At 56.6% G+C, this 23942-nt stretch carries 23 protein-coding genes; 7 read left to right on the plus strand and 16 right to left on the minus strand.

Annotated features, from left to right (window positions below; all coding sequences use genetic code 11):
* Positions 1–14 precede the first annotated feature (14 nt).
* From URZ40_RS13445 to rfaD, 6 genes are read right to left on the minus strand one after another with little or no spacing between them, the layout of a single operon-like run.
* Entirely contained in the window at positions 15–1229 is a 1215-nt protein-coding gene (locus tag URZ40_RS13445; RefSeq protein WP_316380409.1) for an O-antigen ligase family protein, read from the minus strand.
* Positions 1217–2125, minus strand: a complete 909-nt coding sequence (locus tag URZ40_RS13450) for a glycosyltransferase family 2 protein (protein ID WP_316380410.1) — start codon at positions 2123–2125, stop codon at positions 1217–1219. Before URZ40_RS13450 ends, URZ40_RS13445 begins: the two co-directional genes overlap by 13 nt.
* A gap of 5 nt (positions 2126–2130) precedes the next feature.
* On the minus strand, positions 2131–3231 hold the full coding sequence (locus URZ40_RS13455) for a glycosyltransferase family 9 protein (protein WP_320720674.1): 1101 nt from the start codon (positions 3229–3231) through the stop codon (positions 2131–2133).
* A 3-nt stretch (positions 3232–3234) separates the two neighbouring features.
* Complete coding sequence (gene rfaC, locus URZ40_RS13460; RefSeq protein WP_320720675.1) at positions 3235–4218, minus strand: lipopolysaccharide heptosyltransferase RfaC; 984 nt, start codon at positions 4216–4218, stop codon at positions 3235–3237.
* A 3-nt stretch (positions 4219–4221) separates the two neighbouring features.
* Positions 4222–5268 (minus strand): ADP-heptose--LPS heptosyltransferase RfaF, encoded by a 1047-nt coding sequence (rfaF, locus tag URZ40_RS13465; protein ID WP_316380415.1) that lies wholly within the window; start codon positions 5266–5268, stop codon positions 4222–4224.
* Between the two features lie 2 nt (positions 5269–5270).
* Positions 5271–6203, minus strand: a complete 933-nt coding sequence (gene rfaD, locus URZ40_RS13470; protein WP_080329840.1) for an ADP-glyceromanno-heptose 6-epimerase — start codon at positions 6201–6203, stop codon at positions 5271–5273.
* Between the two features lie 215 nt (positions 6204–6418).
* Between rfaD and kbl the strand changes: the two genes are divergently transcribed.
* Positions 6419–7615: a glycine C-acetyltransferase gene (kbl, locus tag URZ40_RS13475; RefSeq protein WP_023309905.1), complete on the plus strand. Its 1197-nt coding sequence runs from the start codon at positions 6419–6421 to the stop codon at positions 7613–7615.
* 9 nt (positions 7616–7624) lie between these two features.
* Positions 7625–8653: an L-threonine 3-dehydrogenase gene (gene tdh, locus URZ40_RS13480; protein WP_042717745.1), complete on the plus strand. Its 1029-nt coding sequence runs from the start codon at positions 7625–7627 to the stop codon at positions 8651–8653.
* 26 nt (positions 8654–8679) lie between these two features.
* On the opposite strand, the gene URZ40_RS13485 is transcribed toward tdh, so the two are convergent.
* The 5 genes from URZ40_RS13485 to gpmM are packed head-to-tail and all read right to left on the minus strand — an operon-like array spanning position 8680 to position 14627.
* Positions 8680–9594: a hypothetical protein gene (locus URZ40_RS13485; protein ID WP_316380416.1), complete on the minus strand. Its 915-nt coding sequence runs from the start codon at positions 9592–9594 to the stop codon at positions 8680–8682.
* Positions 9595–9609: 15 nt separating this feature from the next.
* Entirely contained in the window at positions 9610–10815 is a 1206-nt protein-coding gene (locus URZ40_RS13490; protein WP_320720676.1) for a glycosyltransferase, read from the minus strand.
* Positions 10816–10835: 20 nt separating this feature from the next.
* Positions 10836–11786: a divergent polysaccharide deacetylase family protein gene (locus URZ40_RS13495; protein ID WP_116343001.1), complete on the minus strand. Its 951-nt coding sequence runs from the start codon at positions 11784–11786 to the stop codon at positions 10836–10838.
* Between the two features lie 3 nt (positions 11787–11789).
* A complete protein-coding gene (envC, locus tag URZ40_RS13500) occupies positions 11790–13049 on the minus strand; it encodes a murein hydrolase activator EnvC (protein ID WP_233003646.1) in 1260 nt (419 codons plus the stop codon).
* Positions 13050–13082: 33 nt separating this feature from the next.
* Positions 13083–14627 carry a 2,3-bisphosphoglycerate-independent phosphoglycerate mutase gene (gene gpmM / locus URZ40_RS13505; protein WP_316380417.1) on the minus strand — a complete coding sequence of 515 codons (1545 nt, stop codon included), beginning with the start codon at positions 14625–14627 and terminating at the stop codon, positions 13083–13085.
* Between the two features lie 246 nt (positions 14628–14873).
* On the opposite strand from gpmM, the gene URZ40_RS13510 reads away from it, so the two are divergent.
* The 5 genes from URZ40_RS13510 (at position 14874) to cysE (ending at position 17984) form a co-directional block, all read left to right on the plus strand.
* Positions 14874–15305 (plus strand): rhodanese-like domain-containing protein, encoded by a 432-nt coding sequence (locus URZ40_RS13510; protein ID WP_014882007.1) that lies wholly within the window; start codon positions 14874–14876, stop codon positions 15303–15305.
* A gap of 11 nt (positions 15306–15316) precedes the next feature.
* Positions 15317–15568, plus strand: coding sequence for a glutaredoxin 3 (gene grxC / locus URZ40_RS13515; RefSeq protein WP_028015037.1), 252 nt, complete (start codon positions 15317–15319; stop codon positions 15566–15568).
* A 32-nt stretch (positions 15569–15600) separates the two neighbouring features.
* Positions 15601–16068: a protein-export chaperone SecB gene (gene secB, locus URZ40_RS13520; protein WP_003860835.1), complete on the plus strand. Its 468-nt coding sequence runs from the start codon at positions 15601–15603 to the stop codon at positions 16066–16068.
* Positions 16068–17087, plus strand: a complete 1020-nt coding sequence (gene gpsA / locus URZ40_RS13525; RefSeq protein ID WP_116343007.1) for an NAD(P)H-dependent glycerol-3-phosphate dehydrogenase — start codon at positions 16068–16070, stop codon at positions 17085–17087. Before secB ends, gpsA begins: the two co-directional genes overlap by 1 nt.
* A gap of 75 nt (positions 17088–17162) precedes the next feature.
* Positions 17163–17984, plus strand: coding sequence for a serine O-acetyltransferase (gene cysE / locus URZ40_RS13530; protein WP_008502718.1), 822 nt, complete (start codon positions 17163–17165; stop codon positions 17982–17984).
* Here cysE and trmL read toward each other — a convergent pair.
* The 5 genes from trmL to lldP all read right to left on the minus strand — a co-directional run bounded on the left by trmL (position 17981) and on the right by lldP (position 23627).
* Entirely contained in the window at positions 17981–18454 is a 474-nt protein-coding gene (trmL, locus tag URZ40_RS13535) for a tRNA (uridine(34)/cytosine(34)/5-carboxymethylaminomethyluridine(34)-2'-O)-methyltransferase TrmL (protein ID WP_028015039.1), read from the minus strand. The genes cysE and trmL overlap by 4 nt on opposite strands.
* A 45-nt stretch (positions 18455–18499) precedes the next feature.
* On the minus strand, positions 18500–19840 hold the full coding sequence (locus URZ40_RS13540) for an aromatic acid/H+ symport family MFS transporter (RefSeq protein ID WP_320720677.1): 1341 nt from the start codon (positions 19838–19840) through the stop codon (positions 18500–18502).
* A 177-nt stretch (positions 19841–20017) separates the two neighbouring features.
* Positions 20018–21205: an FMN-dependent L-lactate dehydrogenase LldD gene (gene lldD, locus URZ40_RS13545; protein ID WP_316380420.1), complete on the minus strand. Its 1188-nt coding sequence runs from the start codon at positions 21203–21205 to the stop codon at positions 20018–20020.
* On the minus strand, positions 21202–21975 hold the full coding sequence (gene lldR / locus URZ40_RS13550) for a transcriptional regulator LldR (RefSeq protein WP_014882013.1): 774 nt from the start codon (positions 21973–21975) through the stop codon (positions 21202–21204). Before lldR ends, lldD begins: the two co-directional genes overlap by 4 nt.
* Positions 21972–23627 carry an L-lactate permease gene (gene lldP, locus URZ40_RS13555; protein WP_233003628.1) on the minus strand — a complete coding sequence of 552 codons (1656 nt, stop codon included), beginning with the start codon at positions 23625–23627 and terminating at the stop codon, positions 21972–21974. The genes lldR and lldP overlap by 4 nt, the downstream gene beginning before the upstream one ends.
* Positions 23628–23942: the final 315 nt, after the last annotated feature.

Below are 23942 nucleotides of genomic sequence, written 5' to 3' on the forward strand. Positions count from 1 at the left end.
GCGGGCATTATCGCTTAATGATGGTTCCTGGATTGCGAGAAAGGGGGGCTCAACGCAAACAGGGTTACAAAGAAGATTAGGGCTTCTGAGCTCAGTAAAATGACGTCCGTCAGGCCATAAAGCAACAAAAGCAGCATGGTCGTCAGCAGCAGGCCATTTCTGTTCTTCAGCGCGTATGCGATTATCGAAACGAAGAAAAAGAGTAATATCGCCAGTCCCGGTAGCCCCTGCAGAGAGTATTTTTCGATGAATTCATTGTGCAGATGTATCCTAATATACTGGAGCGCCGAGGCGAGGTGGGGATGCCCTTCTTTAACATAACGCTGCGTCCATACCTCTCGGTCTTCAATTGATTGTCCCAGTGGGTGGGCAAGTCCGTTCTGAATACCAACAATCCACATGGAAAAACGCGCGCCGAGTGATGTGGCGTCATAGCCTTGTTGGAAGCGTTCTACTTCCATCTGTGTTTGATCTATTTTGGGGGAGATCAAAGGCTTGTAGCTAACGATAATAATGCCTGCCACAACACATAAGAAAATGAGCATCGATTTAAGATGAATTCTTCTGAAGTGGTAAAGCGTGAGCACAATCGCCAGAAGCAAATACAGCCCCATTGCAGCACGCGTCCCTGTCAAAAGAATGACGAACCAGGAAATTAATACGGTGAAACCCGCTACCACATACAGTTTTCTGTTTTTTTGAAGATAGAGACTGTACACCAGCGCCAGCGACAGAACTGAGTAAACATAGGCCGATACGGTAGGACGATTTATGGCCATCTCAACTCGATCTACACCCTGCGTTGCCTGCCACAAGCCATACCCCGTGGCGAGGACAAAACCCGCACCTGCCGCGTACAGGAAGTACTTCTGGAAAGCGCTTTTATCGACGTAATTTTTAAATCGGTCCAGATAAAAAACGAGAATGCTCGCTAAAATCAGTTTTTTACTGGCACCAAGATAATCACTGTAAGCGTTTAAACCTTCGCTGTGATATTCATACACCATATACCAGACAAGATTGAGCAACCCTATCAGTAATATAGGAAGCGCGATTGAAAAGGGGCGCAGGGTAATTTTTTTATATTCGCAAGCTAAGCCGATAATACTGGCATAAACTGCAATATAGAAAAATTCGCGTTGTTTACCTGAGCTCAGCAGCGCCAGCGCCAGCGAAATGAGGCTCAAAATCAGTGCCAGCTGATAGAGCCGCAGTTTTACTTTTTCCATAATGCCTCAATGACCCTTTTTTTGTAGCTGAAACGTACATCTCTGGAGAAGAAAAAAGAGAAAGAATAAAGTGATTTCACCCGCTGCTTAACCAGTTTGAGCTGCACATCGGTCAGGTGTTGTCGGTGATTACTGTAAATATCAAACCAGTGGCAATTAATAAGATGCTTAAATGATGGCGGGAATGTTTTTTCCATCTGTAATGTGCATTCAACCAGCGTAGCGATTTTACTGGCGTCAAGACGGCTCGACAAACTGCCGCTGCGTTTGATGTAATAATAGTGCCCCTGGCGCTGATAGACGATTTTACGCGATTGCATCAGCATGCCGGGAAATACCGCGAAATCTTCATAGCAGACCATAGAAGGGATCGGGTTGGTTGCGTACAGCCTGCGGTGTACGAATTGCCCGATGAGGTGCGCCTGAAAATCTTTGTGCTGCAAGAAACGCTTTATTGCATCACTTTGCGACAATGAGACGGGGGTGAATCCCTGCCAGGCGGAGGTAATTTTCCGCATATCGCGAATTTCCAGCAGGCGCGTCAGCAACATATCAGGACGCTCTGCTTTCAGGAAGGCGACGGCATCCCGGACGCTACCCGGCTTCAACAGATCGTCGCTATCCAGCATCGTGATGTATTCGCCCGACGCCAGCGAGACTGCGCTATTTCGAACATGCCCTACGTTACGGTACTCAACGTAATGGGATTGGGCATGCGGAAGCTTTGGCAACCACGTCTCAATAATATCCTGTGTGGAATCACCGGAACTGTCATTAAAGATAATGACTTCGACTTCATCGCCTGCATTCTCAATCGCGTTTTGCAGGCTTTCCAGCGTGGCGTGAAGCGTGTCTTCAGCGTTGTGTGCGGCAATAATGATGCTGAGAAAAGCCATAATAATTAGTTTCCCTGCGCATCAAGGGCAGAATTTGCTGTTGGCAGTCCGCAAATGAAATGTTTGAGTTCGTCCAGCGATTCGTCTGTTACCGCGAAGAGTTCTTCCCGGCTTTGTGAGAAGTAATATCGTGTTTCAAAAACATACGAGCATATATTGGCATCGTTGCCAATCAGCAACACGTTGCCAAGCGGGCGTTGCTCATAGTGGCAGCACGGTCCGAACAATAAGACGACCGGCACGCCAACCGCATCGGCAATATAGACATTCCCCGAATCGGACGCGATATAACAATCCATCTTAGAAATGGCCCACGGAAGCTCTTCCAGCGAGATCTTGCCAATCAGATTAATAAAGTTGGGCAGCTCACCATAAGCCCGGGTGATATCGTCCATCCACGACTGTTCATTCGGGGCGCCAAAGACATAAAACTCGCATGGCAGGTCTGCCAGACGATCGGCAATTTGCTTCCAGATGACCGGCGGAACGGTTTTCGCTTTATTTCCTGCGGCGATGCTGATGCCAATGCGGATCGCACCTGGTTTATCAAGGATCGCCGGGTAAGTCGCGGGTTTAAACAGTGGCTTTGTGGCGTGCTTGGGAGAGTCTTGCCAGGTCAGCGCACGATCCGCCAGCTTAAGATAGTTCGTGACGGACAGCGTCTTCTTTTCGTGCTTAACCGTACCATCGGCCGTTGCATAGAAAATCCCGTGATACCACCTGCGCGTATAAGTGCTTAAAAATTGTTTGTTTTTGGCATTGCATACGGAGGCGAAAAAGAGATTCACGCTGTTAGGCTGCAGCAGGTATACGTTGTCATAGCGGTTCATAATCCTGCAGGCAAAGCGAAGCTTTCGCCACAGGTTACGCTTTTGCTGCTCGATAAAAAAAATCTCGTCGATAGTCTCATCATGTTTCGCCAGCGCACCCACGCTGCGGCTGATCAGCACGTCGCTTTTTTGCAGCCAGGCCAGAAGAGGCGTAGCATTAACAAAATCGCCGATTTTAGCTGTTTGAATGACCAGGTTTTTACCTGTCTCCTTGCGAAACAGCTTCCGGAGAAGCTTCACCGGAAAGAGTAAAATCAGCAGAAATACGTAACTCATGGGTTAAATATCCCTGTTGGAAAGCCAGCGGCTGCCCTGTAAAAATGAAAAAATCGCATCTGCGCTGATATCCTTCGTTTGCTGAGTCGGGCTGACCATCTGATGCTGGTTTTTGCCATAGCCCCCGATCAGGCCGGGATCGGTCGGACCAAAAAGTGTGATATTTGGACGATCCAGCGCCGCGGTTAAATGGCTTAAACCCGTATCCACGGAAACAACGGCGTTAGCGCCTGCCAGCTCTGCGGCAACCTGCGCCAGCGTGAGTTTGGGTAAAACCTCAACGTGGGGAAAGCCTGCTGCCAGACGCTCCGCACGCTGCCGTTCATGCTCAGCGCCCCACGGGAGTTTAATATGGATACCGGAGGGTTGCATTAGTTCAATCAGCCTTCGCCAGTGCGTTTCCGGCCAGTGCTTATCGTCACGCGTAGTTGCATGCAGGAAGACAAGATAAGGCTGAGCACAGGGATCTGTATTGCGCAAAAAGTGCTGTGCAATGGCATAGTCGCCCTGGGTTTCCGGTTTCGCATAGCCGAGGCTTTTTGCGAACAGCTCGCGGGTGCGTTCCACGGCGTGCTGCTGTTTTGCGATGTGGTGGCGGCGGTTATAGAACAGGCTCGCCAGCGGTTCGCGGGCGGTGTGCCAGTCCATGCCGTGCTTTACGCCGTGCGCCAGACGCGTGACCAGCGCGGCGCTTTTCACCAGCCCCTGGGCGTCGATGATTGCGTCGTAACGCTGCGCCTGCACCGTTTCACGGAAGGTTTTACGCTCGGCTTTGATCGGTGCGGAGAACCACGCTTTGCGCCAGCGGCGAATCGCGACCGGGATCACGCGGTCAACCGCTTCATGCCAGGTGGGGATCTGCGCGAAGCCTTCTTCCACCACCCAGTCAAAACGGATGCCGGGGATGGCCCGCATAGCGTCCGTCAGCGACGGCAGCGTATGCAGAACATCGCCCATTGAGGAGGTTTTAACGATCAATACCCGCATCCGTTATCCTTCTTCGCTCAACAGCAGTTCGTTGAGCTCTTCGAGAACGCGCTGCGGGGTAATATCGATCAGGCTCTGATGGTAGCCTTCTGCGGCATCGCCCTTGCGTACCTTGTGGTAGCCAGTGATCAGGCGGATGACGCGCGCTTTGTGCGACAAGGGCGGGGTGAAGTCCGGGCTGCTTGGGCCATACAGTGCGACCAGCGGACGGTCCAGCGCGGCGGCGACGTGCATCAGGCCAGAGTCATTGCTGACCACGGCCTTACAGGCGGCAATCAGGATAACCGCCTGTTCAAGCTGCGTTTCTCCTGCCAAATTACGGCACCAGGCCTGTTGTTCATTGCTCAGCGTGGCGAGTATTTCGTTGCCCGCCTCGTGGTCCTTCGCCGAGCCAAACAGCACAATCTGGTAGCCTTCGTCGATCAGCTGTTTCGCCAGCTCCGCATAGTGGTAGTGCGGCCAGCGTTTTGCCGGACCAAATTCCGCGCCGGGGCAGAAGCCAACCATCGGGCGTTCAGACGAAATGCCAAACGCGTTGCAGGTGTGGGATTTCTCCCCGTCGCTAACCTGAAGCTGCGGCCACAGCAGCGGCTGCGGCAGGTCTTTCGCGCTGCGCATCACGCCTTTGTCGTAGGCCAGCGCCACGTAGCGCTCCACCATCAGCGGCCAGGCCTCTTTATCCAGCACCCGTGCGTCGTTCAGCAGGCCGTAGCGCATTTCACCGCGCCAGCCGGTACGGTGCGGGATTCCCGCAAAGAAAGGCACCAGGGCGGATTTGAAGGAGTTTGGCAGCACGTACGCGCGATCGTAGCGCTTCTCGCGCAGGCTGTGGCCGAGCTTGCGGCGCTCGCCGATTTCCAGCGCCCCGTGGCCAAGCGGCATCGGGATCGCCTCGTTCACTTCCGGCATGCGCGATAGCAGCGGACGGCACCATGCAGGTGCCATCACGTCGATTATCGCCTGGGGATAACGCGCCTTGAGCGTGCGATAAAGACTTTGCGACATCATCATGTCGCCCACCCAGGACGGGCCGATCACCAGAATCTTCATACTTATGCGTCGCGGTTCAGCCAGGCCATGTATTCCGTTACGCCTTCGGCAACGGTCTTGAACGGCTTGTCGTAGCCTGCGGCGCGCAGGTTGGTCAGGTCAGCCTGCGTGAACGCCTGATAGCGGCCTTTCAGCTTGTCCGGGAACGGAATGTACTCGATGCTGCCTTTTTTGTGGTACGCCAGCGTCGCGTCAGCCACTGCCTGGAAGGATTCCGCGCGGCCTGTGCCCAGGTTGAAGATGCCGGACACGCCGTTTTCCCAGAACCACAGGTTCACGGCTGCCACGTCGCCCACGTAAACGAAGTCGCGCTTGAAGCCGTCGCTGCCTTCAAACAGCTTCGGGCTTTCGCCGTTATTCAGCTGGGTATTCAGGTGGAACGCCACGCTCGCCATGCTGCCTTTGTGGCCTTCGCGCGGTCCGTAGACGTTGAAGTAGCGGAAGCCGACGATCTGGGAGTTCGCTTCAGGCAGGATCTGACGCACGTACTCGTCGAAGAGGAACTTAGAGTAGCCGTAAACGTTCAGCGGCTGCTCATATTCGCGGGACTCGATGAAGTCCGAGGTACGACCGCCATAGGTTGCCGCCGAGGAGGCATACAGGAACGGAATTTCACGCTCCAGGCAGTAGTGCAGAAGCTCTTTGGAGTACTGATAGTTGTTGTCCATCATGTACTTGCCGTCCCACTCTGTGGTGGATGAGCACGCACCTTCGTGGAAGATGGCTTCGATCTCGCCGAACTCTTCACCTGCCATAATCTGGATAAGGAAGTCTTCTTTATCCATGTAGTCAGCGATGTTCAGATCCACCAGGTTAACGAACTTGGTGCCGTCTTTCAGGTTGTCCACCACCAGGATGTCGGTGATGCCTTTGTCATTGAGGGCCTTGATAATATTGCTGCCGATAAAGCCCGCGCCGCCAGTAACGATGATCATAACTGTAACCTTTGAAGTGTGGAGCCCGGGGCCAATCCCGGACGCTAATGTTCATATCATATCATTAGTATGGCGACCCTTCAGCCATTCACCGATATGCAGCAGGGTTACACGTGATTTATGCTGCAAAAACGAGAAGAGATACTGCGTCATCTCGTCATGAACTATAGGTTTGGGTAATATGTGCCGAAATTTGCCGAGTCTGGAGAATTGCAATGCGTGGTGATTTTTACAAACAGTTAAACAGCGACCTTGACACCGCACGTGCGGAAGGGTTGTTCAAGGAAGAGCGTATTATCACGTCTGCTCAGCAGGCGGACATCACCGTTGCCGACGGCAGCCATGTGATCAACTTTTGTGCGAACAACTATTTAGGTCTTGCGAATCACCCTGAGCTGATTGCCGCGGCGAAAAACGGCATGGACACCCACGGTTTCGGCATGGCCTCCGTACGCTTTATCTGCGGTACGCAGGACAGCCACAAGCAGCTTGAGCAAAAGCTGGCGAGCTTCCTCGGAATGGAAGACGCGATTCTGTATTCCTCCTGCTTCGACGCCAACGGCGGTCTGTTTGAGACCCTGCTCGGCGCAGAAGATGCGATTATCTCCGACGCCCTGAACCACGCCTCCATCATCGACGGCGTACGTCTGTGCAAAGCGAAGCGCTTCCGCTACGCCAACAACGACATGGTCGAGCTGGAAGCGCGCCTGAAAGAGGCCCGTGAAGCGGGGGCTCGTCATGTGCTGATCGCCACCGACGGCGTGTTCTCTATGGACGGCGTGATCGCCAACCTGAAGGGCGTGTGCGACCTGGCGGATAAATACGACGCGCTGGTAATGGTCGATGACTCTCACGCGGTCGGCTTTGTCGGCGAAAACGGCCGTGGTTCCCACGAATACTGCGACGTGATGGGCCGCGTGGACATCATCACCGGCACGCTGGGCAAAGCGCTCGGCGGCGCGTCCGGCGGTTACACGGCTGCGCGCAAAGAGGTGGTTGAGTGGCTGCGCCAGCGCTCTCGACCGTACCTGTTCTCCAACTCTCTTGCGCCAGCGATTGTGGCCGCCTCCATCAAAGTGCTGGAGATGGTGGAGTCCGGTGCCGAACTGCGCGACCGCCTGTGGTCCAACGCCCGTCTGTTCCGTGAAAAAATGAGCGCCGCAGGGTTTACCCTGGCCGGTGCCGATCACGCCATTATCCCGGTGATGCTGGGTGATGCGGTCGTCGCGCAGAAGTTTGCCCGCGAGTTGCAGAAAGAGGGGATTTACGTCACCGGGTTCTTCTTCCCGGTGGTGCCAAAAGGTCAGGCGCGTATCCGCACCCAGATGTCCGCGGCGCATACGCCTGAACAAATTGAACGTGCGGTGGAAGCCTTTACCCGCATCGGTAAACAGCTGGGCGTAATTGCCTGAGGACGTGTGATGAAAGCGTTATCCAAACTGAAAGCGGAAGAAGGGATTTGGATGACCGACGTGCCGGAGCCGGAAGTCGGTCATAACGATCTGCTGATCAAAATTCGTAAAACCGCCATCTGCGGTACTGACGTTCACATCTACAACTGGGACCAGTGGTCGCAGAAAACCATTCCTGTCCCGATGGTTGTCGGCCACGAATATGTGGGTGAAGTGGTCGGCATCGGCCAGGAAGTAAAAGGCTTCAAGATTGGCGATCGCGTTTCCGGCGAAGGCCATATTACCTGCGGCCACTGCCGTAACTGCCGCGGTGGACGTACGCACCTGTGCCGTAACACCGTCGGCGTGGGCGTTAACCGTCCGGGCTGCTTCGCGGAATACCTGGTGATTCCGGCCTTTAACGCGTTCAAAATCCCGGACAATATTTCTGACGATCTGGCCTCCATCTTCGACCCGTTCGGCAACGCTGTGCACACCGCTCTCTCCTTCGACCTGGTGGGCGAAGACGTGCTGGTCTCCGGCGCGGGCCCAATCGGCATCATGGCGGCAGCCGTGGCGAAGCACGTGGGCGCGCGCAACGTGGTCATCACCGACGTGAACGAATACCGTCTGTCGCTGGCGCGTAAAATGGGCGTGACCCGCGCGGTGGATGTCTCTAAAGAGAGCCTGACCGACGTGATGGAAGAGCTGGGCATGACCGAAGGCTTTGACGTGGGTCTGGAGATGTCCGGCGCGCCACCGGCGTTTCGCACCATGCTGGACACCATGAACCACGGTGGGCGTATTGCGATGCTGGGTATTCCGCCGTCAGATATGTCCATCGACTGGAACAAAGTCATCTTCAAGGGGCTGTTCATCAAGGGCATCTATGGCCGCGAGATGTTCGAAACCTGGTACAAGATGGCGGCGCTAATCCAGTCCGGTCTGGATCTGTCACCGATTATTACGCACCGTTTCTCCATCGACGAATTCCAGCAGGGCTTTGACGCGATGCGTTCCGGCCAGTCAGGAAAAGTGATCCTGAGCTGGGATAAATAATCAAAAAGGGGCCAGCGGCCCCTTTTTTACTGATTCTTTTTCTCTTCGTCCGTCAGGTAACGCACCTTGCGGGTGTAGTCCTGCCCTTTGAATAACAGCTTATTATCTGGCGATTCAAGATACTTCTGCCATTCGGAAAGTGGGAAACCACCGTGCGCGCCAATCACCTCTTTCGGCACAACAGCTTCCTGTCCGCCGATCTTCTTGGACACCGGCCAGTTCATCCAGTCGCCCAGATTAACCGTTTTTAAATCCAGCATGTCCAGCAGCGCGGCGAGCGGCAGCTGATCGGTTGGCGGCTGCGTGTCGTCCATCAGTTCCCAGGTATCCTGGAACAGCGTCAGCCACAGCGGGCAGATACGGCGCCAGGTCTTTTTGGTGGCCGCAAGAAACGCGCCGTTAACGTGATCGACCAGATACGGGCGCACCGTCTCTTTGTAATACGCCGGCACTTTCTCCACTGGCGCACCGTCCAGCTTGGCAATCATTTTGCCCTGACGGAAGCTGGAGTAGATGTGCATATCGGCCATGTTAATTTCCGGCATTTTCAGCAGGTTGAGATCGGAATCGATCATCAATACGCCTTCACCGCGCGCCTGTAGCGGGGCGTTCAGCTTCACCAGACGGCTGAGGTAGATCTGCTTATAGCGGTAACTTTCCTCGCGTACCGGAAGGGTAAGCGTGACGACGCGGGTCTTTGGCGGGAGTTCGCCGAAAGCGGATTCAGGCTGATCGCTGACGATAACAATTTCGCTGACGTCGGTGGCATAACGTTCTGCAAATGTCGCTGACAACAACGCTTCTTCAACGAAATCCGCGCCCGTACACGGGATCACGATGGAGTCCACCGCAACGAGATCGCGCGTAACCGGAAGGGAAGCGTACGGAATGTTATGTCGCCCGGTGATGTGGCGGTAGCGAGCATTCAGGAATTTAAACATGTTGTTCTCGTTTGGTTATTGCGCGCCAAGAACGGCCTCGACACCGTTAACATAGCTTTCAATGGCATACACGTTGCAGACATTCTGATGCGCAGCCGCGGCGAGCCGGGCGCGCAGATCGGGATCCTGCCAGATATTATCCAGATGTTGAGCAAGTTTCGATACATCGCTCCACGGGAAAAGCAGCCCGGTCGCCTCGTGGTCGATCAATTCTGCCGTGCCGGTCACCTTTGAACCAATGACGGGGATGTTCAGCAGCATCGCTTCCAGCACGACGCGGGGCAGGCCTTCGCTCTGCGAGGCCAGAATAAACGCATCGAAGGTAGCGAGGTAGTCAAAAGGCGTGTTCTGGAAACCGGTAAAAATCACGTGCCCGGCAATACCCAGCGCCTCAGCCTGTGCCGCCAGCGCGCCGCGTTCAGCCCCTTCACCGACCAGCACCATCTTCCATTTTGCCTGCGGATGCTGCTGGTTGAACTGCGCCAGCGCCGCCAGCGTATGGTGGTTAGCCTTGCGGGGGATCAGCGATCCAATGCTGCCGAACACAAAGGTGTCGTCATCAATGTTCAGACGATGACGCATGGCGCGTCGGTCGGGCAAAGGCTGGTGGATGTCGATGGCATTGTTGACCGTTGTACACAGCTCGGGCCGGACGCCATGCTGAAGTAACACGCGCTCGACGCCGTGCGAAACGGCGATGATTTTTGTGGCATGGGCATTCACCAGCTTTACCAGCGGCGGCGACAGCACCGGTTCAATCCGGCAGTGCTGAATTATCCGCGCATGCAGCTTCGCGCCCGCCAGGTAACCCTCTTCGTTAGAGCCTGGCTGGTTGTTCATGTACAGCGTATCGAAACCGCCTTCCCGGAAAATCGTCTCGATCTTGCGGACGTTGGGGCGAATGCGCCAGAGGGTATCAACATGGCGCGTAAGCGCCTTCCGGGCGCTGCGGGAGAAAAACAGCAGGCTGCGGCCCAGCTCTTTTGCGATTTTCGCCCATGCGGGCTGTTTATGCTGGGGAATGACAATTAAGGGAATGCCAATGCCGTTCAGCACCTGACCGATGGTTTGCCCTTCGGCTCGACTGTAGTCGCTGTAAAAACAACAGGTAATATCGAACTTCTCGCGGTTAATGCGCTTCAGAAGTTCGAGCATGCTGTTGGTGCCTCCTCCCCACTCTTTACCGGTATCGAGGAGCAGAATTTTGTGTCGTTGCGGCATTGTTCTACCTTAATCGCCTGTCACTGGGAGTGGTTCGCTGAGACTTTCTTACCCCATCCCTGCCACTGGTGCTGGAAGTATTGCACCAGCGTACTCTGACTCACACTTTCGCTGATTACCGTGAAGAAGCGGGTTGCATGCACCGGTTCAGGCGGTTGTTTCAGCGTGCAATTCTTCACGCCGCGGAACGGATTGCGCGGCTGCGTTGCCGGAGGTTGAGCGCTACCCGGACGAGACGTGTCTACCTGCGGTTCATTGAGCAGATCGCTCGGGCGTACCAGCGTGATGTCGGCAGGCAGGGAGGGCAACATCTGCTGTAGAACGCGCACCGTTGAAGGATGCGGGTGCCCAATGGCAATAGCCGAACCGTTACGGCGCGCCAGCGCTACCGCGCGGTTAAACTGCACGCGGATATCCGCTTCATTCTGGGAGTCGTCCAGGAAGACTTTACGCTTAATGACCTTTACACCCGTCCCCTGAGCGGCCCGCATTGCCTGGCTGTTGCCGATGGTCATGCTGTCGAGGAAGTAGAGATTGTAACGCTCCAGCGCCTGCATCACTTTCAGCATTCCGTACAGGCTGGAGGTCATCGCGCTGCCCATATGGTTGTTCAGGCCTACGGCATACGGAACTTTGTTGTAGGCGTCACGGATGATGCGCTCGATCTCATCGCTGCTCATATCCGGGCGCAGGGTATCTTTTTCCAGCGGCTGCTTGCTGAGCGGGGCCATTGGCAGATGAATAAGCACCTGATGACCGCTGTTGTGGGCTTTGGTAGCCATCTCGTGCGCGTGTGGCGCATTGGGCAGGACGGCGACGGAGATGGCTGACGGCATCGCCAGCACCTGATTTTCATAATGCGGACGATAACCGAAGTCATCAATCACAATCGCGAGTTTGCCTGCATAAGCTGGTGCTGCCAGCGCCAGCGCGCTGACGACGGCGAGAATCATTCGACGAAACTGAAGCAAAACTTATCTTCCCAACCACGGCTGTGGATTGACCGCCTGACCCTGACGACGAATTTCGAAATAGAGTGACGGGCGGCCCTGACCGCCACTGCTGCCCACAAGGGCGATGGGTTGGCCGGCGCGCACCTGCGTGCCGACGCTGACCAGCGCGCTCTGGTTGTAGCCGTAAAGACTCATGTCGCCTTTACCGTGCTCGACCACCACCACAAGCCCGTAACCCTGCAGCCAGTCGGCCAGAATCACGCGGCCATCGGCGATGGCTTTCACTTCGCTACCTTCAGACGCACCGATAACGATCCCTTTCCAACGTAGCTCACCCTGCAGTTGTTCGCCATAGCGATGCAAAATAGAACCGCGAACGGGCCAGTATGCCTGACCGCGAGGGGAGCCCAGGCCACCGGTACGCGACATCAGAGAACGTTCGCTCTCGCTTGGCTTGTAGGTGGTTCCTTTGCGGGAGGCTTCCTGCTGCTTGTCGCGAACCGCCTGTGCCTCGCGCGCCTCTTTTTCGGCGCGCGCTTTCGCCGCCGCTTCCGCACGGGCGATGCTGTTACGCAGTTTGGATTCGTTGGCGCGCATTTCGCTCAGCTGGCTTTGTCCTGCCTGAATGGAGGACTCAAGACCGGACAGGGTTTTCTTGCGCTCGTTACGGGCCTGCTCAAGTTTCGCCTGCTGCGCTTTTTGTTCGTAGAGCAACGTCTGTTGCTGGCTCTGCTTCTCTTCCAGCTCCGCTTTTTGGGTGGAGACCTCTTCGCGCGTCTGCTTCAGCTGCGCGATAGTCTCCTGACGCGCCTGGTTGAGATAGCCGAAGTAGGCCTGCAGGCGCTGGCCGCGTTGGCTCTCTTCGCCGCTGAGGATCAGCTGGAGTCCGGTATGTTCACCCTGGCGGAATGCAGCATCCAGCTGTGCCGCGAGGTTGCGCTCCTGCGCATCACGCTGGCGCTCCAGTTTGGCAATCGACGCGTTCATCTCGTCGATCTGTTTGTTCAACTCGGCGAGGGTGTTTTGCGTTTCACGGAGTTTACGTGCGGCAGCGGAGATGGCCTCTTCCTGCTGCTTAAGCTGGGCGAGCAGGGCGGAGCGCTGCTGTTGCTGCTGGCGTACCGCACGCTCTTTGGCGGCGATATCGGCCTGAATGGATTTCAGCTGGTCGCGGTCATCCGCGTGGGCGGATGCGGCGCACAGCAATACGCCAGCGCTGAGTGCGCTGGCGCAAAGCAGAGGTCTGACTGATAACCTAAGCGGCTTCACGACCCATGTGATTGAAAAAATCGCCTTTCCCCTCATGGGGAGCGATTATTCCACGATGAACAGCGGCTTACCAGTCATCTCTTCAGGGATCGGCATGCCCATCAGCGACAACATGGTTGGCGCGATGTCGGAAAGCTTGCCGCCTTCCACTGCTTTCAGTGATTTATCACCTACATAAATCAGCGGAACAGGCAGGTTGGTATGGGCGGTGTGCGCCTGGCCGGTTGCCGGGTCGCGCATCTGCTCGGCGTTACCGTGGTCAGCGGTGATCAGCAGCTGGCCACCAACGGACTCAACCACTTTCGCAACCTGCTCAACGCAGTGGTCCAGCGCTTCAACCGCTTTCACCGCCGCTTCCATCACGCCGGTATGGCCGACCATGTCGCCGTTCGGATAGTTACAGATGATAGTGTCGTACTTGCCGCTTTCGATCGCGGCCACCAGTTTTTCGGTCAGTTCGGCAGAGCTCATCTCTGGCTGCAGATCGTAAGTGGCGACTTTCGGCGAGTTGATCAGAATGCGCTCTTCGCCTTTAAACGGCTCTTCAACGCCGCCGTTAAAGAAGAAGGTCACGTGCGCATACTTCTCAGTTTCGGAGATACGCAGCTGGGTTTTGTCGTTCTTCGCCATCCACTCGCCGAAAGTATTTTCCAGCGAGGCAGGTGGGTAAGCGCAAGGCGCGTTGATATCTGCCGCATATTCGGTCAGCTGGATGAAGTTGATGTTCACCACTTTCTTACGGGCAAAGCCGTCGAAATCGCTGTTGACGAACGCACGGGTGATTTCGCGCGCGCGGTCAGCGCGGAAGTTCATGAAGATCAGCGCGTCGCCATCTTCCATCGCGGCATCGGCCTGGCCTTCAGCGCGGATCACGCTCGCTTTCACGAATTCATCGTTTTCATCACGCGCGTATGCGGCTTCCAGGGCTTCAACGGCGGTCGCGAACTGGAACTCACCTTTTGCCAGGGTCATCAGGTCATAGGCCTGTTCAACGCGATCCCAGCGGTTGTCACGGTCCATAGCGTAGTAACGGCCAATGATGGAGGCTACGCGGCCTTTGCCCAGCGCGGCGAATTTGTTTTCGAAAGCTTTCAGGGAGCCTTCTGCGCTGCGCGGTGGCGTATCGCGACCGTCCAGGAAGGCGTGCAGGTAGATTTTTTCCGCACCGCGTTCAGCGGCCAGCTCAACCATCGCCATGATGTGATCTTCGTGGCTGTGCACGCCGCCCGCGGAGAGCAGACCCATAATGTGCACCGCTTTACCTGCCGCAACGGCTTTATCTACCGCACCGCAGAGAACCGTGTTCGCGAAGAAGGTGCGTTCTTTGATTTCGACGTCCAGACGGGTCAGGTCCTGATACACGATACGGCCTGCGCCCAGGTTAACGTGACCGACTTCGGAGTTGCCCATCTGGCGATCCGGCAGGCCGACTTCCAGACCGGATGCATCAATCAGGGTATGCGGACGTTTTGCCCACAGCGCATCCATTACCGGGGTTTTTGCGTTGAAAATAGCGTTATCCTGGCTGTCTTCGCGGTAGCCATAGCCATCCAGAATCACCAGTACCATAGGTTTTTTAGAAACCGACATTGCAACAACCTCATGCTCAAGAGTCAAAATTTGCGTAATTTTACTACAGCTGAATCGATCAAATAGCCGCAGAAGATCAAAGAAAGCGCGGGGGCAAGATGCTGACCGGACCATTTTGAGGCATTTTTTTAGGTGGCATGCCGCAGAAAATGGATTAGGTTATGGTCGCTGGCTGTATTTGCCAGAACGCACAGGTATACTCCTGTCTTGGTTTTTTTATCACTTAGTCGGGAGTAGTTACCCTCCATGCAAGAAATTATGCAATTCGTTAGCCGCCATCCGGTTCTGAGCATCGCGTGGATTGGCCTGCTGGCTGCTGTACTGTTCACCACATTTAAGAGCCTGACGTCTAAGATTAAGGTTATCACCCGTGGTGAAGCGACGCGTCTGATTAACAAAGAAGACGCCGTTGTTGTCGATCTGCGTCAGCGTGACGATTTCCGTAAAGGTCACATTGCCGGCGCAATCAACCTGTTGCCAGCTGAAATCAAAGCGAACAACGTGGGTGAGCTTGAGAAACACAAAGCTCAGCCCATTATTGTTGTGGATGCGACTGGTATGCAGGCGCAGGAATCTGCCAGCGCGCTTTATAAAGCGGGCTTCGAAAACGTAACGGTACTGAAAGAAGGTATTTCCGGCTGGAGCGGGGAAAATCTTCCTTTGGTTCGCGGTAAATAAGGAGTTCAGTCATGGCCAATATTGAGATCTACACCAAAGCGACGTGCCCGTTCTGCCATCGTGCGAAAGCGCTGCTGAGCAGCAAAGGCGTAACGTTCCAGGAATTGCCTATCGACGGTGACGCGATCAAACGCGAAGAGATGATCCAACGTAGTGGTCGTACGACGGTTCCGCAGATTTTTATTGATGCGCAGCACATTGGCGGCTGTGATGACTTGTATGCGCTCGACGCCCGTGGTGGACTCGATCCGCTGCTGAGCTAAGAGACTTTAGGACAATTAAAAAGGGTATTTCCATGTCAGAACAAAACAACACCGAAATGACTTTCCAGATCCAGCGTATCTACACCAAGGATGTCTCTTTCGAAGCGCCAAATGCGCCGCACGTTTTCCAGAAAGATTGGCAGCCAGAGGTTAAACTTGATCTGGATACCGCATCCACCCAGCTGGCGGATGACGTGTATGAAGTCGTACTGCGTGTGACCGTGACCGCCTCTCTGGGCGAAGAAACTGCATTCCTGTGTGAAGTACAGCAGGGCGGTATCTTCTCCATCGGCGGCATCGAAGGCAACCAGATGGCGCATTGCCTGGGTGCATACTGCCCGAACATCCTGTTCCCGTATGCCCGTGAATGTATCACCAGCCTGGTTTCTCGCGGTACATTCCCGCAACTGAACCTTGCGCCAGTGAACTTTGATGCGCTGTTCATGAACTATCTGCAGCAGCAGGCTGGCGAAGGTGCCGAACAACATCAGGATGCCTGATGAGCACTGTTAATGCGTCAATGACTGTGATCGGTGCCGGCTCATACGGCACCGCTCTTGCCATCACGCTGGCAAGAAATGGTCACGATGTGGTCCTGTGGGGCCACGATCCAAAACATATCGCCACGCTGCAGCGCGACCGTTGCAATGTGGCGTTTCTCCCAGACGTTCCGTTCCCTGACTCTCTGCACCTGGAAAGCGATCTGGCGACCGCGCTGGCGGCCAGCCGCAACATTCTGATTGTGGTGCCGAGCCATGTCTTTGGCGACGTGCTGCATCAGATTAAGCCGCTGATGCGCCCGGATGCGCGTATTGTCTGGGCAACCAAAGGGCTGGAAGCGGAGACCGGACGCCTGCTGCAGGACGTTGCCCGCGAAGCGCTGGGTGATGAGATCCCGCTTGCGGTCATCTCCGGCCCGACCTTTGCCAAAGAGCTGGCTGCGGGCCTGCCGACGGCGATCTCGCTGGCATCCACTGACCAGGCCTTCTCCGACGATCTCCAGCAGCTGCTGCACTGCGGCAAGAGCTTCCGCGTCTACAGCAACCCCGATTTTATCGGCGTGCAACTGGGCGGCGCGGTGAAGAACGTGATTGCGATTGGCGCCGGGATGTCAGACGGCATTGGTTTTGGTGCCAACGCGCGTACGGCGTTGATTACCCGCGGCTTAACCGAAATGTCCCGTCTGGGCGAAGCGCTGGGCGCCGATCCGGCCACCTTTATGGGAATGGCGGGTCTGGGCGACCTGGTGCTGACCTGTACCGACAACCAGTCTCGTAACCGCCGCTTTGGCATGATGCTCGGACAGGGCAGCGATGTAAAAAGCGCGCAGGAGAAGATTGGACAGGTGGTGGAAGGCTACCGCAATACCAAAGAAGTTCGCGAGTTGGCGCACCGGTTTGGTGTCGAAATGCCAATAACCGAGGAAATTTATCAGGTATTGTATTGCGGAAAAAATGCGCGCGAGGCAGCATTGACCTTATTAGGTCGTGCGCGCAAGGACGAGCGCAGCAGTAACTAGTCGGAACCGTTGTCACCTGAATGACCCAGCCAGCGCAGAACTGGCTGGTCATTATACTATCGTCTGGAGTTAGCAATGCCGTGTGAAGAACTGGATATCGTCTGGAATAATATTAAAGCCGAAGCCCGGGCGCTGGCCGACTGTGAGCCAATGCTGGCCAGTTTTTACCACGCGACGTTACTCAAGCACGAAAATCTCGGCAGCGCGCTGAGCTACATGCTCGCCAATAAGCTGGCTTCCTCCATCATGCCGGCTATCGCCATCCGTGAAGTGGTGGAAGAGGCTTACGCCGCTGACCCGGAAATGATCGCCTCTGCCGCCTGCGATATCCAGGCCGTGCGCACCCGTGACCCGGCGGTCGATAAATACTCCACGCCGCTGCTGTACCTGAAAGGCTTCCACGCCCTGCAGGCTTACCGCATCGGCCACTGGTTATGGAATGAAGGCCGCCGCGCGCTGGCGATCTTCCTGCAAAACCAGGTCTCCGTGACGTTCCAGGTCGATATTCACCCGGCGGCGAAGATTGGCCGCGGGATCATGCTCGACCACGCCACCGGCATTGTGGTGGGTGAAACGGCGGTGATTGAAGATGATGTCTCGATCCTGCAGTCGGTTACTCTGGGCGGTACCGGTAAAACCAGCGGCGATCGCCACCCGAAAATTCGTGAAGGGGTGATGATTGGCGCGGGCGCTAAAATTCTCGGCAATATTGAAGTCGGGCGCGGTGCGAAGATTGGCGCCGGGTCGGTTGTGCTCCAGCCCGTGCCGCCGCACACCACTGCCGCTGGCGTACCGGCGCGCATCGTCGGTAAGCCTGACAGCGATAAGCCGTCGATGGATATGGATCAGCACTTCAACGGCATTCACCATACCTTCGAGTATGGTGACGGCATTTAACTTCTTAAAATGGCGCCGGGATAACCTAGCTGGCGCCAGGCTTCATACACTACCACCGACACCGCGTTCGACAGGTTCATGCTGCGGCTGTCCGGCATCATCGGAATACGGATTTTTTGCTCAGCGGGCAGAGCATCCAGAATCGTAGCCGGCAGGCCGCGGGTTTCCGGGCCAAACATCAGATAGTCACCTTCCTGATAGCTCACGGCGCTGTGCGCTGGTGTGCCTTTGGTGGTCAGGGCGAACATGCGCTGCGGCTTCTCCGCTTCCAGAAACGCGGCGTAATCGTGATGGCGAACCACGGCGGTAAATTCATGGTAATCCAGCCCCGCGCGGCGCAGGCGCTTGTCGTCCCACGTAAAGCCCATCGGCTCGATGATGTGCAGGCGAAAACCGGTGTTGGCACACAGGCGGATGATATTGCCGGTATTTGGCGGAATTTCTGGTTCGAATAAAACGATGTTAAGCATGCTGCCCCCTTAATTGCGGGGGCAGAATAGCAGAAAAGAGAGGAACTACGCGACGCCGGGTTCCTGCGAGCGGCTATACAGCATTTTGTAGACGGTTGCTGCCGCGGCCACCAGGGCGGGCACGCTGAGGATCATTAAAATACTGTCTGCCTGCCACTGCATAGAAAGAAGCTGGGCGCTGGTCATGGTGCCCGCCACCCCGCCAAAGCGGCCAATCCCCTGCATCCAGGCGATGCCCGTCGCGCGGCACTCGGTAGGGTAAAAGGTGGCCGCGAGGGTTTGCATGCCCGACTGCGCGCCGTTCATGGCGATCCCCATCAGGAAAATCAGCCCGCCAAACAGGGCGATATGGTTATGCTCAAGGCCGAGTAACAGGATCAATCCCATTGTCAGGACAAATCCCCCTGCGACCACCTTGTGCGCCTCCCAGCGGTCCATCATCCAGCCCGCGAGCAGAATGCCTGCGGTACCCCCGAACGTGAACAGCGAGGTGAGCCAGGCGGATTCCGCCAGCGCATAACCCATCCCCTGCATCAGCGTTGGCATCCAGCTCAGCAGGACGTAGTAAATGACCAGCCCCATAAAATAGGTCACCCACAGCATCAGGGTGCCGGGCAGCCAGGGCATGGAAAACAGCTGCCCCACGCTCCCTTCTTTAGACGCGACTTTCTCCTCCGCCAGGAAAAAGCCCGTGACGCTCTCCAGCGTGCTGCGGCTGAACCGGCTGGCGATGCGGCGGACCTGCATAACGTCTTTCCCGCGCTGCACCAGAAACTTCACCGATTCCGGCAACAGCAGCGCCAGCAGCAGCGTTAAAATCAGCGGAGCAATCGCGCCGGTCAGCAGCACGCTTCGCCAGCCGTGATGGGGGATAAGCCAGGAAGAGATCGCACCGCCGCCTGCCGCACCCAGAGGGAAGCCGCAGTACATGGTATTAATCGCCATGGCGCGACAGCGCTGGGGGGCAAATTCGGAGATCAGCGTGATGGCGTTAGGCATTGCGGCGCCGAGCCCCAGGCCCGTCAAAAAGCGCCACAGCGTCAGGGTATTCAGGCTTTGTGCCCAGGCCGTGCCCAGGCTCGCCAGGCCGAAGAACAGGCACGAGAAGACCAGCACGCGCTTGCGTCCCATCCGGTCCGACACCGGGCCTGCAATCAGCGCGCCCAGCGACAGCCCCAGCAGCGCCGCGCTCAGCACCGGCCCCAGATCCTGTTTGTGTATCCCCCATTCTGCCGACAGCGTAGGCGCGATGTAGCCCATCGCTGCGGTATCAAAACCGTCGATCGCCAGAACCAGAAAGCCCAGCACGATAAGAAGCCAGTGAAACCCTGAAAAGGGACTCTCGTCGATAACCCGCTGAATATCCACCTTACCTGAATACGTCATACGCTCCCCTCCGATGTGATGTTGTTTTTGTGTTCTTGTATTTGCTTGTCTATACAATTGCGGGCGGGTGGGGTATGTCAAATTTTCTTATCCAGAATGTTACATGGGTGTTATTTTCGACAAAAAAAGCGCCCGAGGGGAGTCGGGCGCATGAGAAAAAATAGTAACGGATGAAAATCAGGCCGCGTTTCCCTGCGAAAGAGGGGCCAGCGCCGCAGGCAGCTTACTCAGCTCCTGCACCAGCGAATCCTTGCTGATCTCACTAATCGACTTCGCGCCGGTCAGCGTCATCGCCACCTTCATCTCTTTTTCGATCAGGTTGAGCAGATTCGCCACGCCGGCCTGGCCGCTGGTGGCCAGCGCATACAGGTACGCGCGGCCCAGCAGCACGCTGTCTGCGCCCAGGGCAATCATGCGCACCACGTCCAGCCCGTTGCGGATGCCGCTGTCGGCCAAAATCGCGATATCGCCTTTCACCGCATCGGCAATGGCCGGCAGCGCGCGGGCAGAAGAGAGCACGCCGTCGAGCTGGCGTCCGCCGTGGTTAGAGACCACGATCCCGTCCGCGCCGAAGCGCACCGCGTCGCGGGCATCTTCCGCATCGAGGATCCCTTTGATCACCATTGGGCCGTCCCAGAATTCGCGGATCCACTCCAGGTCTTTCCAGGAGATCGACGGATCGAAGTTGTTTGCCAGCCAGCCGATGTAATCCTCCAGCCCGGTCGGTTTACCAAGGTACGCCGAGATATTGCCCAGATCGTGCGGACGTCCGTTAAGACCGACGTCCCACGCCCACTGCGGGTGGGTAACCGCCTGCCAGTAGCGGCGGAGCGCAGCATTTGGGCCGCTCATGCCGGAGTGGGCATCACGATAGCGCGCGCCGGGCGTCGGCATATCGACGGTAAAGACCAGCGTGGAGCAGCCTGCCGCTTTGGCACGCTCAAGGGCGTTACGCATAAAGCCGCGATCGCGCAGGACGTAAAGCTGGAACCACATCGGGCGCTTGATGGTCGGGGCGACCTCTTCAATCGGGCAGACTGAGACGGTGGAAAGGGTAAACGGAATGCCTTTGGCATCCGCCGCGGCAGCAGCCTGCACTTCGCCACGGCGGGCGTACATGCCGCATAAGCCTACAGGCGCGAGCGCCACGGGCATGGAGAGCGTTTCGTTAAACAGCTTCGTCTCCAGGCTCAGGTCAGACATATTCTTCAGCACGCGCTGGCGCAGAGCCACCTCCGAGAGATCTTCCACGTTGCGGCGCAGGGTATATTCGGCATAGGCCCCGCCGTCGATGTAGTGGAACAAGAACGGGGGCAAAATGCGCTGCGCCGCGGCGCGATAGTCACTGGCTGCTGAAATAATCATGCTTTGTTCTCCCTGGAAATATCACTGTCGCCAGGCAGACGGGTAATACGCGCCTGTCGGGCCTGGTCTTCATCGAATCGTTTAATGGTGGTGTGTACGAAGCCGAGATGCGCCATCATTGCTTTGCGCGCGGCCTCGGCATCACCGGCCAGAATGGCGTTGAGCACGGCTTCATGCTGTTCGGTCAACTGAGCAAAGACCGGCGGAACCAGATACATGCGCTGGCGGCTCTGCTTGACGGAGGATTGCAGCAGATCGAAGAACCCGCGCATGGTCTGGAGCAGAACCACGTTATGCGATGCCTCGGCAATCGCCAGGTGAAAACGGACGTCTGCCTGGGAGGCGATATCCGGGTCGCTGCTTTGCGTGGCCTCAAAGCAGGCTTTGAGCTTCTCTTTGTCGGCCTCGGTTGCCCGCATCGCCGCGTGCCAGGCGGTACTGGTTTCGATGGCGTGACGCGCTTCAAGGATGTCGAAACTGTAGTCCGGGTCGTTTTCCATCAGCGTCTTCAGCGGCTGCACGATGTTTTGCTCGGACCAGTCGTCATGCTGCCAGCGCACAAAGGTGCCACCGCCGCGACGGCTCACCAGCACCCCTTCGCTGACCAGCGTGGCCAGCGCCTCGCGCAGTGAGTTACGCGATACGCCAAGCTGGGCTGCAAGCTGGCGCTCGGCGGGCAACTTCATGCCCGCTTCCAGCTGTTGTTCTTCAATCAGCGCCCGCACGCGAGAGGCAATCTCGTCGGACAGGCGTCTGGGCATCACTATCATGGGATCATCCAGGTTAAGACATAGGCCTGCAGGGTGGTGATCACGCCCACCATGCAGGTAAATATCAGACTGTGTTTCACGGTAAAGCGGAACAGATCCGACTCTTTACCGACGAGTCCCACCGCCGCACAGGCAATGGCGATGGATTGTGGAGAGATCATTTTGCCGGTCACGCCGCCGGTGGTATTCGCGGCTACCAGCAGGATGTCCGACACGCCAATCTGCTGGGCCGCCGTTGCCTGCAGGGCAGCAAACAGGGCGTTAGACGAGGTATCTGAACCCGTCAGGAACACCCCCAGCCAGCCGAGGAACGGCGAGAAGAAGGTGAACGCGTGTCCGGTGTGGGCCAGCGCTAACGCCAGCGTCGACGACAGGCCGGAGTAGTTCGAGATAAACGCGAACGCCAGCACCATGCCGATGGAGTAGATCGGCAGCATCAGCTCTTTAATGGTCGCCGCAAAGGTCTGTACCGCGGCGGCTGGTTTCATGCGCAGCCATACAACGGAAAGGAGTGCCGCAAACAGGATGGCGGTACCGGTGGCGGAGAACCAGTCGAATTTATAGACCGCGGCATACGGCGTGGCGGCATGCACCACCGGCGGCATACGGGCGACCATCTTGTCGAGGAACGGCACGGAGATGTTAATCACCATGTCGTACAGCGCGCCGCCGGGAGCGAACAGCGCTTTAAACGGCGGAATGCTCCACAGCGTTACCGTTGCGGTCAGGAACAGGAACGGTGACCAGGCGCGAACGATCTGTCCTGCGGTATAGCCTGTGCGGGCGAGGGTCTGATCCACATGCGACGCGCCCATGTCGGCAAAGCGGAAGATGCGCACCGGCTGCCAGCGTTTCAGGAATAACGTCAGACAGACCAGCGACACCAGCGAAGAGATAATGTCCGGCAGTTCCGGTCCGAGGAAGTTCGAGCTGAGGTACTGGGCAATGGCGAACGAACCTCCCGCCACCATCACCGCGGGCCAGGTTTCCTTCACGCCGCGCCAGCCGTCCATAATCGCCATGATCCAGAACAGCACGATAATGGTCAGGAACGGCAGCTGACGGCCTACCATCTGGCCAATCTCGAAGCTGTCCAGCCCGGTCACCTGCCCGGCCACCAGAATCGGGATCCCCATCGCGCCAAAGGCCACCGGGGCGGTGTTCACAATCAGGCACAGGCCAGCAGCATACAGCGGGTTAAAGCCCAGGCCGACCAGCAGCGCGGCGGTAATCGCCACCGGCGCGCCAAAGCCTGCCGCACCTTCCAGAAACGCCCCGAAGGAGAAGCCGACAATCAGCATCTGCAGGCGCTGGTCCGGCGTGATGGAGAGAATCGACGAGCGGATAATGTCGAACTGCCCGGTTTTCACCGAGATTTTATAGACAAAGACCGCCGCGATGATGATCCACGCAATCGGCCACAGGCCGTAGAAGAAACCGTAGACGACGGAGGCCAGCGCGCGATCGACCGGCATTTTATAGAAGAACAGCGCCACCAGCAGGGCGATGGCAACGGTGTACGTCGCGGCGAGGTAGCCCTTCAGCTTGAGCTTAATCAGCGCAAAGAAGAAGAACAGGATCGGAAGCGATGCGATCAGGCTCGACAGCCAGATATTTCCGGCCGGGTCGTAGTTTTGTTGCCAGAGGCTCATGCAGGTCTCCTGGGGACCAGACAGCCTGCGCTGCGGGTGAGTCTCCGCTCATCTCAGCATCACAAACTGTGTAAAAGTGGTCCTGCCAATATTGTGTTGTAGGGTTGATGACAATGAATGGTTAACCAGATGTTATGAGCTAGCAATGGTTTTGTGAGCGGAAATAATGGAATTGTGAACCAGGGAAGAAAGTAAAGGGGGATTGGTTGGGCCAATTTGAAGCGGGAGTGTGGCTGAGGCACCCCTCACCCTAACCCTCTCCCCAAAGGGGTGAGGGGACTGAACTGTGCGGTTTTCTCCCTCTCCCCTTTGGGG

The organism is Enterobacter sp. 296B2 (assembly GCF_034106185.1).
GTDB classification, from domain to species: domain Bacteria; phylum Pseudomonadota; class Gammaproteobacteria; order Enterobacterales; family Enterobacteriaceae; genus Enterobacter; species Enterobacter cloacae_N.